Source organism: Catenibacterium sp. UBA627, assembly GCF_002299355.1.
GTDB classification, from domain to species: Bacteria; Bacillota_I; Bacilli_A; order Erysipelotrichales; family Coprobacillaceae; genus Catenibacterium; species Catenibacterium mitsuoka.
Genome location: NZ_DBPF01000134.1, coordinates 1 through 16,893 on the forward strand (window position 1 = coordinate 1; position 16,893 = coordinate 16,893).

At 35.1% G+C, this 16,893-nt stretch carries 15 protein-coding genes and 1 pseudogene; 14 read left to right on the forward strand and 2 right to left on the reverse strand.

Annotated features, from left to right (window positions below):
• The 3 genes and pseudogenes from B2S90_RS09035 to B2S90_RS09045 all read left to right on the forward strand — a co-directional run.
• Positions 1 to 369: pseudogene (locus tag B2S90_RS09035) on the forward strand (peptide ABC transporter substrate-binding protein); the annotation flags it as partial.
• Positions 370 to 591: 222 nt separating this feature from the next.
• Positions 592 to 2,211 (forward strand): peptide ABC transporter substrate-binding protein, encoded by a 1,620-nt coding sequence (locus tag B2S90_RS09040; RefSeq protein WP_278779817.1) that lies wholly within the window; start codon positions 592 to 594, stop codon positions 2,209 to 2,211.
• Positions 2,212 to 2,294: 83 nt separating this feature from the next.
• Positions 2,295 to 2,840 (forward strand): CDP-alcohol phosphatidyltransferase family protein, encoded by a 546-nt coding sequence (locus B2S90_RS09045; protein ID WP_278861344.1) that lies wholly within the window; start codon positions 2,295 to 2,297, stop codon positions 2,838 to 2,840.
• Between the two features lie 10 nt (positions 2,841 to 2,850).
• On the opposite strand, the gene B2S90_RS09050 is transcribed toward B2S90_RS09045, so the two are convergent.
• Positions 2,851 to 4,005: a homoserine dehydrogenase gene (locus B2S90_RS09050; RefSeq protein WP_279148694.1), complete on the reverse strand. Its 1,155-nt coding sequence runs from the start codon at positions 4,003 to 4,005 to the stop codon at positions 2,851 to 2,853.
• A gap of 139 nt (positions 4,006 to 4,144) precedes the next feature.
• A complete protein-coding gene (locus B2S90_RS09055) occupies positions 4,145 to 4,909 on the reverse strand; it encodes an HAD-IIB family hydrolase (protein WP_286696931.1) in 765 nt (254 codons plus the stop codon).
• A gap of 422 nt (positions 4,910 to 5,331) precedes the next feature.
• Between B2S90_RS09055 and B2S90_RS09060 the strand changes: the two genes are divergently transcribed.
• From B2S90_RS09060 to B2S90_RS09110, 11 genes are all read left to right on the forward strand, one after another.
• Positions 5,332 to 5,634 (forward strand): hypothetical protein, encoded by a 303-nt coding sequence (locus tag B2S90_RS09060; protein WP_006506828.1) that lies wholly within the window; start codon positions 5,332 to 5,334, stop codon positions 5,632 to 5,634.
• 10 nt (positions 5,635 to 5,644) lie between these two features.
• The gene (locus B2S90_RS09065) at positions 5,645 to 6,679 is read left to right on the forward strand and encodes a V0D/AC39 family V-type ATPase subunit (protein ID WP_055233357.1); all 1,035 of its coding nucleotides are present in this window, start codon (positions 5,645 to 5,647) and stop codon (positions 6,677 to 6,679) included.
• Positions 6,680 to 6,689: 10 nt separating this feature from the next.
• On the forward strand, positions 6,690 to 8,216 hold the full coding sequence (locus B2S90_RS09070; RefSeq protein ID WP_278779823.1) for a V-type ATPase 116kDa subunit family protein: 1,527 nt from the start codon (positions 6,690 to 6,692) through the stop codon (positions 8,214 to 8,216).
• 13 nt (positions 8,217 to 8,229) lie between these two features.
• The gene (locus B2S90_RS09075) at positions 8,230 to 10,128 is read left to right on the forward strand and encodes a V-type ATP synthase subunit I (RefSeq protein WP_279078860.1); all 1,899 of its coding nucleotides are present in this window, start codon (positions 8,230 to 8,232) and stop codon (positions 10,126 to 10,128) included.
• A gap of 14 nt (positions 10,129 to 10,142) precedes the next feature.
• Positions 10,143 to 10,577 carry an ATP synthase subunit C gene (locus B2S90_RS09080; protein ID WP_006506824.1) on the forward strand — a complete coding sequence of 145 codons (435 nt, stop codon included), beginning with the start codon at positions 10,143 to 10,145 and terminating at the stop codon, positions 10,575 to 10,577.
• Positions 10,578 to 10,586: 9 nt separating this feature from the next.
• On the forward strand, positions 10,587 to 10,895 hold the full coding sequence (locus tag B2S90_RS09085) for a V-type ATP synthase subunit F (RefSeq protein ID WP_006506823.1): 309 nt from the start codon (positions 10,587 to 10,589) through the stop codon (positions 10,893 to 10,895).
• 11 nt (positions 10,896 to 10,906) lie between these two features.
• Positions 10,907 to 11,497: a V-type ATP synthase subunit E gene (locus tag B2S90_RS09090; RefSeq protein WP_055233354.1), complete on the forward strand. Its 591-nt coding sequence runs from the start codon at positions 10,907 to 10,909 to the stop codon at positions 11,495 to 11,497.
• Positions 11,498 to 11,516: 19 nt separating this feature from the next.
• Positions 11,517 to 13,268, forward strand: a complete 1,752-nt coding sequence (locus B2S90_RS09095; RefSeq protein WP_286696932.1) for a V-type ATP synthase subunit A — start codon at positions 11,517 to 11,519, stop codon at positions 13,266 to 13,268.
• Positions 13,269 to 13,279: 11 nt separating this feature from the next.
• Complete coding sequence (locus B2S90_RS09100; protein WP_055233352.1) at positions 13,280 to 14,728, forward strand: V-type ATP synthase subunit B; 1,449 nt, start codon at positions 13,280 to 13,282, stop codon at positions 14,726 to 14,728.
• On the forward strand, positions 14,721 to 15,356 hold the full coding sequence (locus B2S90_RS09105) for a V-type ATP synthase subunit D (protein WP_286696933.1): 636 nt from the start codon (positions 14,721 to 14,723) through the stop codon (positions 15,354 to 15,356). The genes B2S90_RS09100 and B2S90_RS09105 overlap by 8 nt, the downstream gene beginning before the upstream one ends.
• Before the next feature lie 251 nt (positions 15,357 to 15,607).
• A complete protein-coding gene (locus B2S90_RS09110; RefSeq protein WP_278779829.1) occupies positions 15,608 to 16,633 on the forward strand; it encodes a PDDEXK nuclease domain-containing protein in 1,026 nt (341 codons plus the stop codon).
• The last annotated feature ends 260 nt before the right edge of the window (positions 16,634 to 16,893 follow it).

Below are 16,893 nucleotides of genomic sequence, written 5' to 3' on the forward strand. Positions count from 1 at the left end.
ACTGTTAAGAAAGACAGAATCTATAACAGAGAAGCAAATGGTAACTTCCAGGTAGTATGTACTCGTTGGGGACCAGACTATGCAGATCCAACAACTTACTTAAACTTAGCTTTAACTGGTAACCAGAACAACTATGGTAAATATACTAATACGAAGTTTGATGCATTAATGGAACAGATCCAGAAAGAATCAGATTTAACTAAGCGTTGGAATTTAATGATCCAGGCTGAAAAAGTTATGATGGAAGATATGGCTTATATCCCAGTATTCGAAAAAGGTTCTGCGGCATTAAAGGCTAAGAACGTAAGTGGATTAGTACAGGTACCAGTAGGAACTCCATATACTTTCAAATATGTTAAATTAAAATAACCTCTACTTTGTGTCAAAACAGAGTGGCCTAGGAGATAGCAGAAATGCTGTCTCCTTTTTTTGTGTTTTGATTAAACATTTACAATATTTCTGATATCAGTAAAATGTAATGATATTTTAATATATTTACAAAGAAAAGGTACAAAACGATTGACTATATCTGATGTACAGCGTAAACTACACAACTGTTAACATTAATAATAAATTTTGGAGGGAAAATTAATGAAAACAGGTAAAACAGTAAAGGTATTGCTTGCATTAACTACTGCTGCAGGTATGCTTGCTGGCTGTGGTTCTAAGACTGATACTGATACATTCAGATTTGCGAATGATACAGATATCGTTGGTATGGACAGCACAGTCGTTGATGATGCAATGTCTTTCAATGCAATCACTGCTATCACAGACGGTTTAACAACTGTTGATGTGAAGGGCAACACAATCCCTGGTATCGCTAAGAGCTGGGATGTAAGCAACAATGGATTAACTTATACTTTCCATTTAAGAGATGCTAAATGGGCTAATGGTGATGATGTCACTGCACAGGACTTCGTATACTCATGGCACAGAATCATCAAGAATGCAGGTAACTACGCTTATATGTTAGGTAGCGAAGGTGCTTCAATTAAGAATGCGGATTCTTTAATTAATTTAGGTACTGCTGCAACTGATGAACAGTTAAATACACTTGGTATTAAAGCAACTGATGACAAGACTGTTGTCGTTGATCTTGAAAAGAATGTTCCATATTTTGTAGGTTTAATGTCATTCCCATGTTACTTCCCACAGAACCAGAAGTTCGTTGAAAAATGTGGTAAGAAGTATGCAACTAAGCCTGAATATATTTTAGGTAATGGTGCTTATAAGATGACTAAGTGGATCAAGGGTAACAAGGCTACATTCACTAAGAATGATAAGTACTATGATGCAAAGTCTGTTAAGACTAAGAACTTAGAAATGTACTTAGTACAGGATCCTAAGACTGCTGCTCAGAATTTCGATAATGGTAAAGTTGACTATGCAACAATCAACTCTACATTAGTAGACAAGTATAAAGGTAAAGACACTTTCAAGACTATCAGAGAAGGATATCTTGCTTACTTAATCTGTAACTTCAAAGCAGATACAACAGCAAACAAAAACTTAAGACATGCATTATCTTATGCAATCAATAGAAAAGATTTATGTGATAACATCTTAAAAGATGGTTCACAGCCAGCTACTGGTTTTGTACCAGCTCAGTTATGTAAGAGTCCTTCAGGTAAGGATTTCCGTGAAGAATCTGGTAAATATGTAGACTATGATGTGAAGAAAGCACAGGAATACTTAGATGCTGCTAAGAAAGAATTAGGTACTGATACAATCACTGTTGATTTATTATATGGTACTGATGAATCTCCAATGGATACTTTCGCAGAATACTTACAGGGTTCATTTACTAAGTTAAAGGGCTTAAAAGTTAACATGGTAGCTACTGTTAAGAAAGACAGAATCTATAACAGAGAAGCAAGTGGTAACTTCCAGATTGCCTGCACTCGTTGGGCTCCAGACTATGCTGATCCAACTACTTTCTTAAACGTTCTTGCAAGCAGTAACTCAAACAACTATGGTAAATGGGAAAATGCGCAGTACAACTCATTATTAAAACAGGCTCAGAATGAAACTGACGTAAATAAACGTTGGAATGAATTGCTTGAAGCTGAAAAAGTAATGATGGACGATATGCCAAATATACCAGTTGTTCAAACTGGTACAGCTGCATTACAGGCTAAGAACGTTAAGGGATTAGTTCATAATACAGTAAGTACTCCATACGTATTCAAATATGTAACACTTAAATAACACACATTGAGGCAGGTAACTGCCTCTTTTATATTGAAAATTCGCACTATACACTTTAGTATTAATAATAAGGAAGTGATAGAATGAGAAATAAGAATATCTTCACAATACCTAATATATTATCTATGTTTAGATTGTTGCTATTGCCGGTAATTGTATATACGTATTTGAATCAAAAAGATTATGTCTTAACAGGAATATTGTTACTTATATCAGGTCTGACTGATTTGTTAGATGGGTATATAGCCCGTACATTTAATATGATGAGTGATTTAGGTAAAATACTTGATCCTGTGGCGGATAAAGCAACCCAAGCAGTGGTACTCCTATGTCTTATGACACGCTTTAGTTGGCTCACTATTCCTTTTATATGCATTCTTATTAAAGAACTGTTTATGAGTTGTATAGGCATGGTTATTATTAAGAAAACAGGGGAAGTACATGGGGCAGTGTGGCATGGTAAAGTTGCTACATTCATGTTAGATTTCATGATTATTGTGCACATTGTTTTCTATAATATTCCTTATACTCTCTCTATTGTTCTTACAATTATCTCTACATTTCTTATTCTTCTATCATTCTATCTATATGCAAAAGAGAATATCAACATACTGAAAAAGGTGGGTTAAATCCCACCTTTTAGCTTCTTACTTTGAAATATGTTGCTGGAGTATCCTTTAAAGCGTCTTCTAAATCTTTAAGTTCTACTTTATCAGTAATATAAATATGATCTTCGCCAAATGAATAGTATTCATCATAATTTAAATTGAGTGGCTGTTCACTTCTTACATAATACTTAGAAGATGTAATAGGATAGACGTCTTTTGTATAATCATAATCATGTGTCCATACATCTTTCTTAGCTGTCTTAATAATATCAGCGACTACAGCACTTGCAGTGACATAACGTCCTGCACCTTTACCATAGAATAAGACGTTTTCTAGATAATCACATGTAATTTCTACTACATTATAAGCATCCATGACATTACCTACAATTTCACTCATTGGAACGAGAGTAGGAGACACATCAATACCTAAACCATTTTCTAGTTTTTTGCTCATCGCAATCAACTTAATTCTATAACCAAGCTTCTTTGCATAATCCATATCTTTCTTAGTGACATTACGAATACCAGTACATTTGATCTTATCAAAATCAAAGAATGTACCAAAAGCATTCATAGTAAGAATATAGATTTTATGTGCTGCATCATAACCATCTAAATCTAGTGCAGCATTGGCTTCTACATAACCAAGATTCTGAGCAATCTTTAATGCTTCCTCAAAATCAAGATTATCTCTTTCCATTAATGTGAGAATGAAGTTAGTTGTACCATTTAAGATACCTTCAATCTTATTGATATTGTTTGCTACTAGATCTTCCTTAGCAGGCACAACAACTGGAATACCTCCACCTACACTTGCTTCATAATAAAGGTTGACACCATTTTCTCTTGCAGCAGTAAAGAGTTCTTTCGCATCATGGGCAATAAGAGCCTTATTTGCAGTTACTACATGTTTCTTTTTATTTAATGCATCTAAGATGATTTTTTTTGCGATAGTTGTACCACCAATAAGTTCTACAACAACATCTACATCTTCATCGTTGATAACTTCATGATAATCCTGTGTATAAATAATACCATCAGGAAGGTTTACATCCTCAAGAGCACAACCGTACTTAACGACTACTTCTTCCCCAATTGTTTTTTCTAGTCTTTCTTTTTCTTTTGTAAGAATATCTACAGTTCCGAAACCAACAGTTCCTAGACCAATAACACCAATAATCATTTAAAACTCCCCCCTGATAGTATTAGAATTGTATAAAATTTACCATATTCATATAATACTGTCAATTATATATAAGTTAAAATTTGTATTATATGAGATAAATTTCGGATTTTTTAGAAATTAAACAAAAAAAGAGGAATTAATCCTCTTTTAAAATATCCTGGATGGCTTCAGATAAGCTTCTTACAACCTTTTCAGCTTTATCTTTAACTTCATTTGGGGCATAAGTAAATGTATAACCATGTTTAACGCTATCTAATAAAGGAAGATCATTCCATGAATCTCCTATACCATATACATCACTCTCATTAATATTAAAATAATCTACAACATGATTAACTCCTGTTCCCTTAGAACATCCTACACCACATACATCCACATGATTCTTGTTCTGGAATGCCGCACATGTATCACTATAATGTTCATTAATATAATCCCTAGCGTTTTTCGCTTCTTCTAGATTCCCTTCAGGAAAATGAAATGAGAATGCATCAGCATCTTTAAAAGATAATTCATCTAAAGAATCAATAGTAGTTCCCCATGTCTCACCTTCTGGACGATACATATAAATATCATTCTTATATACAATAGACATATGAACAGGAACTGCTTCTGAGATTTCTCTTACTATACTCATAGGAATATCTTTCTCAAAAATGACTTCACATTTCTTATTAAAGATCACACCACCACTTAAAGTAATATAGAAATCAAAGTCTATATCAGTTAATGGATAGTCTCTATTTCCTCCAAAAGGATATTTAATTCCTTCTAACTGCCTTCCTGTACATAATCCAAATAGATTTCCCTGTTTCTGGAATGTACGAATTGCCTCTACATCCTGCTTGTGTACACCATCACTAAAAAATAACGTATTATCAAAATCACTTGCTAATATTTTCATCTTTCTCTCTCCTATATATATAAGAATAAGAAAAATAGATGAAAAAAGCCATAGTAAAGTTATGTGAAACGCTTACATTAAACAAAGGTGGTTATTTGTTTATTGTTGCATTTATATGATGGGTGTATAACTAATGCAGAAAATAGGGATGAAATAAATGACTTTCGGTCATATTACCTATTTCCTAAAAAAACAATTCATTATGTTCGCTATTTCACAAAAATTTATGTTAACGCTTTACAAAATTAAGAGTATAATGGATTCATCAACCAAGATACATATACATTTGATATATCTGAATATGTCTGTTTGATATAGATGACGCTTTTTTATCACGATGAAGTGTTTTTGGTTGAATTTTAAAATTTTTAGGAGTATTATCCTATAGAATCAAAAAGAAGGAGGTATGTGGATTGGATAAAATGATTCTTGATATCATAGCTGTAGACCATAGATGTGCTCAGGCTGTAAAAGATGCCAAAAAGAAGAGACAGGATACAACTGCAGATATGAACAGTAAGAAGAAAGAAATCTACGATTCTTTCGTCAAAGAGTATCAGGTAACACTTGATGCAAAGAAGAAAGAGTTACAGGAAAGAATTGACGCAACAAAGAAGAAGAATGAAGAGGATTACAATTCTTCTGTTGAGAAGATCACTAGCCTTTATGAAGCCCACAAGGAGGAGTGGGTTGCATCTATCGTAGACAGATGTAAAGAGATTTAGAGGTGAGATTATGAGTTTTTCATCTAATGCAGTTCTTGCAAAAGCAAGATCTATGTATGGTAAACATCTCACTCCTGAAAGCTATGATGAACTTCTAAAGAAAAGAACTGTCAATGATGCTGTCAGTTACTTAAAGAGTGAAACAGCATATGGTCCTATTCTTGAAGGTTTGAAAGAAACAAACATTCATAGAGGACAGTTGGAATCACTTCTTGATGAAGAGGAATTCTTACGTGCTGTAAGATTGATTCATTATGCACCTAAGGGTGACCAGAAGTTTTATCAGCTAGGTATTATTAGACGTGAAATAGCTGTACTATTGAGTAAAGTACGTTTATTCAATAGCGATGAAACATTGAATTCTGAATTAGATATACCTTCATACCTACCTCGTTATTCAACGTTTGATCTTTATGGCTTATTAAGTATTGAGGATTATCCATCATTATTAAGATATATGGAGAAAACACGTTACTACCATATATTACAGAAATATATGCCTATAGATGATGAGAAGATCGATACAAACATGATGGAACTTGATTTCAAACGTGCTTACTATAAGTTATTCGTTGAAACAGTGAAATCTACTTTTAAAGGTAAAAAACAGAAGGATCTACTTACTATGATCTATACTCAGATTGAGTTAGAGAATATTACCAAGATCTATAGATTTAAACGATTCTTTAATTCTAAGCCTGAACAAATCAAGAAACAGCTGATCTTGGATTACTCACGTATTCCACAATCAGTAATGAATGAATTGATTGAAACAAAAGATGCAGAGGAGTTCTTAAAGAAGCTTGCTTCATCACCTTACAAGTTATATGTGGATGATCAGGAATTTGTTTATATCGAATACTACACAGACAAGATCAAATATAATCTTGCTAAGAGATATATGAGATTTACTACAGATGCTGCCATGGTTTACATGACATATCTGATTGTATTCGAAAACGAAGTTGAAAATCTAAAACATATCATTGAAGGTTTAAGATATGGTGAAGAGGCTGAAAAAATAGCCCAACTGCTTATCTACTAGGGGGAACAACATGGCAATAGAAGAAATGGAATTGCTAGACATGACCTTTGATAAGAAATACTTAAAAGAGGTTTTATGTCAGTTAAAAGAAACAAAGTATTTTTATCCTCAGCCAGCAACAAAGATTGTAAATAATGTAAAAGATGTATTTACAATGACACCTGATGAGGATTATAAGAACATGCTTGATGAATTAAAAGAGCTTGCTGAACATGTAAAGCTTGATACATCAAGTGTAAAAGAAGGATCTATTCATTTCGCAAAAGAAGATTATCGTAAGGCGCTCGATGATGTTAAGAAAGAAGCAAAGCAATATCTTGATATTAAAGAAGAATTTGTGACTGAACGTGGACAGAACCAGGCTGCTTATGGAATCCTAGAAGGTCTTTCTAATACAGAATTAAATATGGATGAGGTTAAAGGATGCGAATATATAGAAGCAAGATTTGGCCGTATTCCTAGAAGAAACAAAGACAAACTTGACTATTATAGAGGACAGTCAATCATGTTCTTAGATCTTGGTGAAGATGCTAAAAGTGTTTATTGTCTCTATATGACAACTAAGGCTGCTATCTTAAAGGTAGATAACATCTTCCAGTCAGTTGGCTTTGAAGAAATTGAAATTCCTGATTTCGTTCATGGTAGAATGGAAGACGCAAAGAAGGAATTATTAGAAGAAATTGAAAGTATGAATACTTCTATTCGTAAGGCAGACAGCCGTTTAGAAGGTATTAGAGATGCACATGAAGAAGTATTATTAAAGATGTATGCAGATCTTACTCTTGCTGCTAGAATTGAAGAATTCAAAGTATTTGTTGTTGATTATCAGTCTAAATATGCTATCTATGGATTTGTACCTGTTAGAGTCGCAAAAGATATTAAGAAGGCTTTTGAAAAGTACAACGTAGAATATCAGGACTTGCCTGCAGATATTTATGGTGATCAGCAGATCATTGCACCAACACTTACTAATAACTATCCATGGGCTAGACCATTTGAAGCAATCTCTAAAGTTAAACAGAGTGATCGTGTGGATACTACTTTAGCCACTGCAGTACTATTCATCTTAGTATTTGCACTTATGCTTGGTGATATTGGTTTAGGTGTTGTGCTTGTGTTACTTGGATTACTTATGAGAAAGAAAGAATCAGGAAAGATGATTACTATTCTTGGTATTGCATCTTTTGTTGGTGGTTTAATTTATGGTGATGCTTTCTACTGTATTCATCTTTATCCATCAGTAATCCCTGTTGCAGATGCATTTAGTTATCAGCGCTTCATTAATGCGATTCTCTTACTTGTTGTAGGACAGTTCTGCATTGGTAAAGTAAAAGCTATCTATAATGAACAATCAATGATTAATAAGGTATTCTCTATCAAGGGTGTCGTTGGCATCGTCATGGGACTTGCAGTAGCTGCTTATGTCGCAATTGCTGTAGATACAACTTGGCATATCTCTTATTTACCATTAGTTGTTGTACTTGTATTAGGCATTGTATTGAACTTCATTAAGAAAGCGCTCTATAAGAAACAATAGAAGGGAGGATACTATGGCTATCTCAAAATTGCAGCTCGTTGAGATAGAATTCCCTGAAACAATGAGTGATGAAGTATTATCTAAGCTTGTTGATTCAGAAAAATTTCATCCAGAGCCAGCATCAAAGTTTGTGGATTCAGTAAGAGGTCTTAAGATCATGAATAAGGATAATCCTTATGCTGATTTATTAGGACGTATGGATGAAGCGGCAGAGAAGTATGGTATTAATATCAATACATCAGAAAAGCCTCAGATCATCAATATTGTAGAAGCAGATGATTACTTCTGCGAATGTCTTGATGAAGCAAACAAAATCTCACGTGTTAAAAATGAATTACAGGTAATGATTGATGAAAACAATCAGGCCAAGAAGTACTTGAAATATATGAAGGATCTCGATATAGACTTCGATGACCTTTTCTCAAGCGAATATATTCAGGTTAGATTTGGTAAGTTACCTACAATGAACCTTGATAAGTTATCTTATTATGATTCACAGGAATTCTTATTTAAATCAATCTATCAGGATGCAAAGACATGTTATTGTTTCTACATAACATCTCCTTCTAATGCACCTGAAATAGATAACATATTCTCTTCACTATTCTTTGAACGTATTCATATTCCTGAATTCCTTCATGGAACTCCAGGTGAATCATTAGAAATTATTGAAGAAGAGAATGCAACTGCAGAAGCCTCTGTCAAGAAATGTGATGGTAAATTAAGAGATTTATTTAGTAAAAAAGAAAAAGATTTATCAATCATTTATGCTTCATGTCAGGAACTTAATAAGACAAGTGAAGCACAGAGATATGTCGTGGTATTTGGAAACAATGCTGCTATCTATGGTTTCTGTGATAAACATTATGCACACTCTTTAAAAGAAGAACTTGAACAGATGGACAAGGTACATGTTGAAATCAAACCAGCAATGGGAGATTCAAGACTTTATCCACCTACAAAACTCAAGAACAACTGGTTCTCAAGACCATTCAAGATGTTCGTTGAGATGTACGGTGTTCCATCTTATACAGACTTTGACCCAACAAATTTCGTTGCGGTAACATATACATTCTTATTCGGTATGATGTTCGCCGATGTTGGTCAAGGTATCCTGCTTTCAATTATTGGTTTCCTTGCTTATAAATTAAAAGGCATGAAGCTTGGTGAAGTAGGTATGCGTATTGGTATTTCATCTGCAATATTCGGTGTAATCTTTGGCTCAGTATTTGGATCAGAAGAAATCCTTGTTCCATTCTTTGCACCAATGGCATCTGAAAATACTATGACGCTATTAGGTGTTGCAATTGGTGTAGGTGTATGTTTAATCATCATCTCAATCCTATTCAATATCTATTTAAATTTGAAGAAGAAACATTGGGGAGAACTACTATTCTCTCAAAATGGTGCCGCTGGTTTAGTATTCTATGTTGCAGTATTAGTACTCGCAATGAATATGTTATTAAACCTTGGCTTAAATATCCCAATGGGTATCTATGTCGCAATCTTTATCATTGCCCCACTTGTAATGATCTTCTTGAAAGAACCTCTTACTTACAAACTTGAAGGTAAGAAGATGTTCCCACATGGATTTGGTAACTTCTTTACTGAATCATTCTTCGAAATGATCGAAGTATTGTTGACATTTGTTGCCAACACTATGTCATTCCTACGTGTCGGCGGTTTCGTCTTATCACACGCTGGTATGATGCTTGTTGTTTACACATTAGCTGAAATGGTTGGTGGATTCGGTTATATTATCGTTCTAATTATTGGTAACGCATTTGTAATGTGTCTAGAAGGATTAATTGTCGGTATCCAGGTATTACGTCTTGAATTCTATGAATTATTCAGTCGTTACTATGAAGGTAATGGTAAACCATTTGTATCTATGAAAGAAAGTCTAGAATAACGGAGGAAGAAAAAATGACTACTATCTTAACATTCATTATCCCTGCATTAATTGTTGTATTATTATCTTTACCACTAGTAAATGTATTCAAAGGTAAAGTTACTGCTAAAAGCGCTAAAATGCGTCTTGGTACTCATATCTGTGGTTTCTTTGGTGCTGTAGCACTTGTATTATTCCTTACATATGCAAATAGCCCAGTATTAGCTGCTGGTGCTGACAAGATGACTGGTTCTATCGCTCAGGGTCTTGGCTTCATTGGTGCTGCTCTTGCAACTGGTTTATCTGCTCTTGGTGCTGGTATTGCCGTAGCTGCTGCTGCTCCTGCTGCAATTGGTGCATTCTCTGAAAATGCTGAAAACTTCGGTAAATCATTGATCTTCGTTGCCTTAGGTGAAGGTGTTGCCATCTATGGTCTATTAATCTCAATCTTAATTATCAACACACTATAGGAGATTACTATGAAGTTCTTTCTGATCAGTGATAATATCGATACCCTCACTGGTCTAAGACTCGTGGGTATTGAAGGCAAAGTTGTTCATACCCGTCATGATTTCTTAACCTTACTTGAAAATAAGATGAGAGATCCTGAAATCGCAATTATCTTAGTGACTACTAAGTTAATTGAACTTTGTCCTGATATTATCTCAGAAATTAAATTAAAACAGCCAAAGCCTCTTATTACAGAGATTCCTGACCGTCATGGTCATTCTAAGATTGGTGAAGCCATCGATGGTTATGTCTCTGAAGCAATAGGCGTTAAGTTATAGGAGAGTATACAATGGAAGAAAATCAAGAAGTATTTCTCTCAATGAAGAATGAGATTGAAAAACAGTCTCAAAGAGAAGTCGATGCAATCATGGCCGAAGTAAAGAAGATTGAAGAAGAAGCTTATTCTTCTATGCGTGCTGAAGCTAAGAAAGATGCAGATTTAAGACTAAAACAGGAATTAGATGAAATGCAGTCAGAATCAGCTGCGGAAATTTCTGAATCCCATGTTGAGAGACAGAAAAAGCTTATTAATAAACGTGATGAGTATGTAACTACAATCTTCAAGAAGGCAAGAGAAGAATTAGTTGCATTTACAAAAACACCTGAATACAAAGAGTTCATGGTCAATAAGGCCAAGAAGCTTGCAGGTGATTATATGCCTCATTCAGTTATTTATGTAAAAGAAGAAGACTTAGGTCTTGCTGATGATTTAAAAGCTGCTTATGGTGATGCTGAAGTGAAAGCTGGAGATATCACTATTGGTGGTTTAATTGTTGAAAACACAGAAAGCTCTATTGTTCATGATGAAACATTAGAATTCGCATTAAAGAATCAGAAAGAATGGTTCATCCAGCATTCTGGTTTAATCATTAATAAATAAAAGAAGGGGGATAAACAAGTTGAAAGAAAATCTAATTTATTCAATCAACGGCCCGGTTGTTAAAGTAAAAGATACAGATGCCTTTTCAATGCTTGAAATGGTGTATGTAGGTAACAGTAAATTAATGGGTGAAGTTATCTCTATTACTAAAGAATTTACTACTATCCAGGTTTATGAAACAACTACAGGTCTTAAACCAGGTGAACCAGTATTCCCAACAGGTCAGCCTATTTCTGTAACACTTGGGCCTGGTATCTTAAAAAATATTTATGATGGTATCGAAAGACCACTAGAAGAAATCGCAAAAGAAAGTGGTGCTTTCATTCCTACAGGTAGTGCTGTAGAACCACTAGATACAAAGAAATTATGGGATGTCACTTTAACTGTTAAAGTAGGTGACCATGTTGAAGGTGGTACTGTATATGCCAAGATTCCTGAAACAGACATGATCGAACATAGATGTATGGTTATGCCAGGTATGTCAGGTACAGTTACTGAAGTGAAAGAAAATGGTCAGTATACAATTAATGATGTAGTTATGGTCTTCACTGATGATGAAGGTGTAGCTCATGAATGTACATTAACTCAAAGATGGCCAATCAAGACACCTCGTCCAGTCCATAAACGTTTACCTATCAGTATGCCACTAGTTACTGGTCAGCGTGTTATCGATACATTGTTCCCTATCGCAAAAGGTGGAACAGCTGCAATCCCAGGAGGATTCGGTACTGGTAAGACAATGACTCAGCATCAGCTTGCTAAATGGTGTGATGCCGATATTATCGTCTATGTAGGTTGTGGTGAACGTGGTAACGAAATGACTCAGGTTCTTGAAGAATTCTGTGAACTCGTTGACCCTAAGAGTGGTAAGCCATTAGTAGACAGAACTGTCCTTATTGCGAATACATCTAACATGCCAGTTGCTGCCCGTGAAGCATCTATTTATACAGGTGTAACACTTGCTGAATATTATCGTGACATGGGTTACCATGTTGCTATCATGGCTGACTCAACATCTCGTTGGGCTGAAGCCTTAAGAGAAATCTCTGGTCGTCTTGAAGAAATGCCAGCAGAAGAAGGTTTCCCAGCTTACTTACCTTCTAGATTATCTCAGTTCTATGAAAGAGCTGGTTATATGGAGAACTTAAATAACACAAATGGTTCAGTTACAATCATCGGTGCCGTATCTCCACAGGGTTCTGACTTTTCAGAACCAGTTACTCAGAATACTAAGCGTTTCGTACGTACATTCTGGGCACTTGATAAAGCATTAGCTTACGCAAGACACTATTTCGCTATCAACTGGAATTTATCTTATTCAGAATATATTCCAGATCTTGAAAGATGGTATTCAAAGAATGTTGATCCTAAATTCATGAGAGATAGACAGGAATTGGCTTCTATTCTTGCAGAAGAAACTAAATTAATGGAAATCGTACAGTTAATGGGTTCTGACGTTTTACCAGATGATCAGAAGCTTGTTATTGAAGTAGCCAGAGTAGTTCGTGTAGGTTACTTGCAGCAGAACGCTTTCCATAAAGATGATACTTATGTACCACTTGAAAAACAGCTTAAGATGATGGAAGTAATCCTTTACTTAAATGACCGTTGTCAGCAGGTTGTTGCTCAGGGTAAACCTATTCGTACAATCATTGAAACAGGTATCTTCGATGAAGTTGTTAAGATGAAATATGATGTACCTAATAATGATTTAAGTAAATTTGATTACTATTATAAAAAGATTGATGCAATTTGTGCATCTATTGACTAAGGAGGGGTAACATGGCACTTCAATATGTAGGTTTAAGTGAAATTAATGGACCACTCGTCGTATTAGATCACGTTAAAGATGCATCTTATGATGAAATGGTTGAACTACAGTTAAAAGATGGTTCAACACGTTCTGGTCGTATTGTAGAAATTGAAGGTGAAAGAGTTGTTGTTCAGGTATTTGAAGGAACAAACGCTTTATCACTTGCGAATACTAAGACAAGACTATTAGGTCATCCAATGGAATTACCATTATCAATGGAAATGCTTGGCCGTGTCTTCTCTGGTGCAGGTAGACCAATTGATGGTCTAGGAGATATTTATGCTGAAAAGAGTGCTGATATCAACGGTCAGCCTCTTAACCCAGTTTCTCGTGTATATCCAAGAAACTATATCAACACAGGTATTTCTTCTATTGACTGTCTAATGACTCTAATCAGAGGTCAGAAGCTACCAATCTTCTCAGGTTCTGGTTTACCTCATAACCAGTTAGCTGTACAGATTGTTAAGCAGGCTAAGATTGCTGATGAAGCAGGACAAGGCTTCGCTGTTGTCTTTGCTGCAATGGGTGTTACAAATGACGTAGCTAACTACTTCAGAAGATCATTTGAGGAAGCAGGGGTTATGCAGAGAGTTGTTATGTTCATGAACTTATCTAATGACCCAATCATTGAACGTATCTTAACACCTCGTTGTGCATTAACTGCTGCTGAATATCTTGCATTTGAACATGATATGCATGTTCTTGTAATCTATACTGATGTCACTTCTTATTGTGAAGCATTACGTGAATTCTCTTCAAGTAAAGGTGAAATCCCAGGTCGTAAAGGTTACCCAGGTTATCTTTATTCTGACCTTGCTTCATTATATGAAAGAGCTGGTATTTCTAAGGGTGCTAAAGGTTCTGTTACACAGATTCCAATCCTTACAATGCCTAACAACGATATCACACATCCAGTTCCTGACTTAACTGGTTACATCACAGAAGGACAGATCACTCTTGATCCTGAATTAAATGCGACTGGTATTTATCCACCAGTTGGTGTTCTTCCATCACTTTCAAGACTTATGAAGGATGGTATCGGTGAAGGCTTTACAAGAGCCGACCACCAGGATGTTGCCAACCAGTTATTTGCATGTTATGCCCATGTACAAGATGTTAAGTCATTAACATCAGTTATCGGTGAAGATGAATTATCAGATACTGATAAGAAATATATGGAATTTGGTCGTCTTTTCGAGCAGCACTTCCTTAATCAGGGATTCGATACAAACAGATCTATCGAAGAAACCCTAGACCTTGGATGGTTACTATTATCAGTTCTTCCAAAGAATACATTGGATCGTATTGATAATGCTGTTGTAGATAAATTCTATGATCATGAAAAAGCAGTCAAAGAATTTAATTTACACGAAGATGTAGTCATCAAAGAATTGAAAGACGCTGTAACTAATGGCTAATCAGGTTGTCCCTACTAAAGGGAATTTGATGGCAACCAAGAAGTCTCTTGAACTTGCTAGACTTGGTTATGACCTGCTCGATAAGAAAAGAAATGTCTTAATTAAAGAAATGATGTCATTACTTGATGATGTAAAAGAAATCCGTGATGACATCACTGACTCTTATGATCGTGCTTATGCAGCATTACGTGAAGCAAATGAATCTTTAGGTATTATTTCTGATGTTGTAGAAGGTGTACCTATTGATGAAGGTATTAGTGTTAAGTATCGTTCAGTTATGGGTGTAGAATTACCTAAGATTGAATATGAGAAAACACCGTTAAGAGTTGGTTATGGTTTTGAACGTGCGAACTCTAAGGTAGACTATGCTTATATCTGTTTCTATCATGTAAAAGAAATGACAGTAAAGCTTGCAGAAGTAGAAAACTCTGTATATCGTCTAGCGAATAATATTCGTAAGACACAAAAGCGTGCTAACGCATTACAGAACATCTCTATCCCTCGTTTTGAAGCGACTGTAAAGATGATTACAGAAGCCTTGGATGAAAAGGACAGAGAAGAATTCTCAAGACAGAAAGTTATTAAAGCACAAAAGAATAGACAAGAAGCTACAAAAAGAAAGGCATAAACTGGTACCTCGAGTACCAGTTTTTTTATGCATTATAAAAGGATTGATCGGATAGTCAAGAATGAGAGAAGTGTTTCTTTTGGCAAATAATTTATAAAGAATAGGAAAATAACCGCTTTGTGCAGTATTAATAAGTAGAGCATAAAGTGAGGTGTATGAAATTATGAGATTTGTCCAGAAATTGAAAAATATGATATCAAGTTGGTTGAATTATAAAACTCGCACCAATGGTGCGAGAAATGGAGAAGTGCATGGGAAAGAATGAAATTGTGGGATATGAACCACTTGTGGATGATTTAAAAGATTTGATCCATAAAAAGCAGTATCAGGTTCTGAAATCAATCAATTCAGAAACTGTAAATTTGTATTGGGAAATTGGAGAAGAAATTTATAGACAGCAGGAAGAAAATGATTGGGGAAAATCAATTGTTCAAGTACTCTCAACAGAATTGCAAAAAGAGTTTCCCGGAGCAAAGGGATATTCAGCAGCCAATCTGTGGCGAATGCGTAATTTTTATTTAACTTATCGTGATTCTGAAAAACTCGCACCATTGGTGCGAGAAATTAGCTGGAGCAATAACATCATTATTATGGAAAAGTGTAAGGATGATTTGCAAAGGGAATTTTACATTCAGATGGTGAAAAGACATGGATGGACAAAACGCATCTTAACTAATTTTATCGAAGCACAGACCTATGAGAAATATTTGTTGAATCAGACGAATTTTGATTTAACGCTTCCGGTAGAGCAAAGTGTACAGGCTAAGCTTGCGGTAAAAGATGAATATATATTTGATTTTGCGGAATTGTCACCTGAATACTCTGAACACGAATTAGAAATGCAATTGGTAAATAACATAAGAGCGTTTTTGATAGAAATGGGTGGAGATTATACATTCATCGGAAATCAATATCATCTGATGGCAGGAAGCAGGGATTTGTATATTGATTTATTACTTTTTCATAGAAGGTTGAGAAGTCTGATAGCCATAGAGTTGAAAATAGGTGAATTTGAAGCAGAATATGCCGGAAAGATGCAGTTGTATTTGACAACGTTGGACGAGCAGCTCAAATTGCCAGATGAGAATCCGTCAATCGGAATTATCATTTGCAAGAGTAAGGATAAAACTTATGTAGAGTATGCGTTGAAGAATATTAATGCTCCGATAGGTGTGGCTACATATCAGTTAAGAAATACGTTACCGGAAGAGATGAAAGCAATGTTGCCAGAGCCGGAGGAGATTGTTAAGAGGTTGAGGATATTCGAAGAGACATAGTTCAATTATTGGAAATATAACTAGAAATTGAGACGGTTATGTGATTAGTATATATAAAGAATAATAGAAGAGGAAATTACAAAGGATGTTATAAATTTGTGGCGAAAAACCCATAGGCTTGCCTATGGGATGAAAGACACATAATTTTTACTTGAGTTAAGCATAAGGGTAAGTTTAATAAGAAAAAATGTTTTGGCAGGTCTATGAAGAACAGATGTCCTTCTGGGTTTCAAGCTGCTGTAGAAAAGAAATTCAAGGTA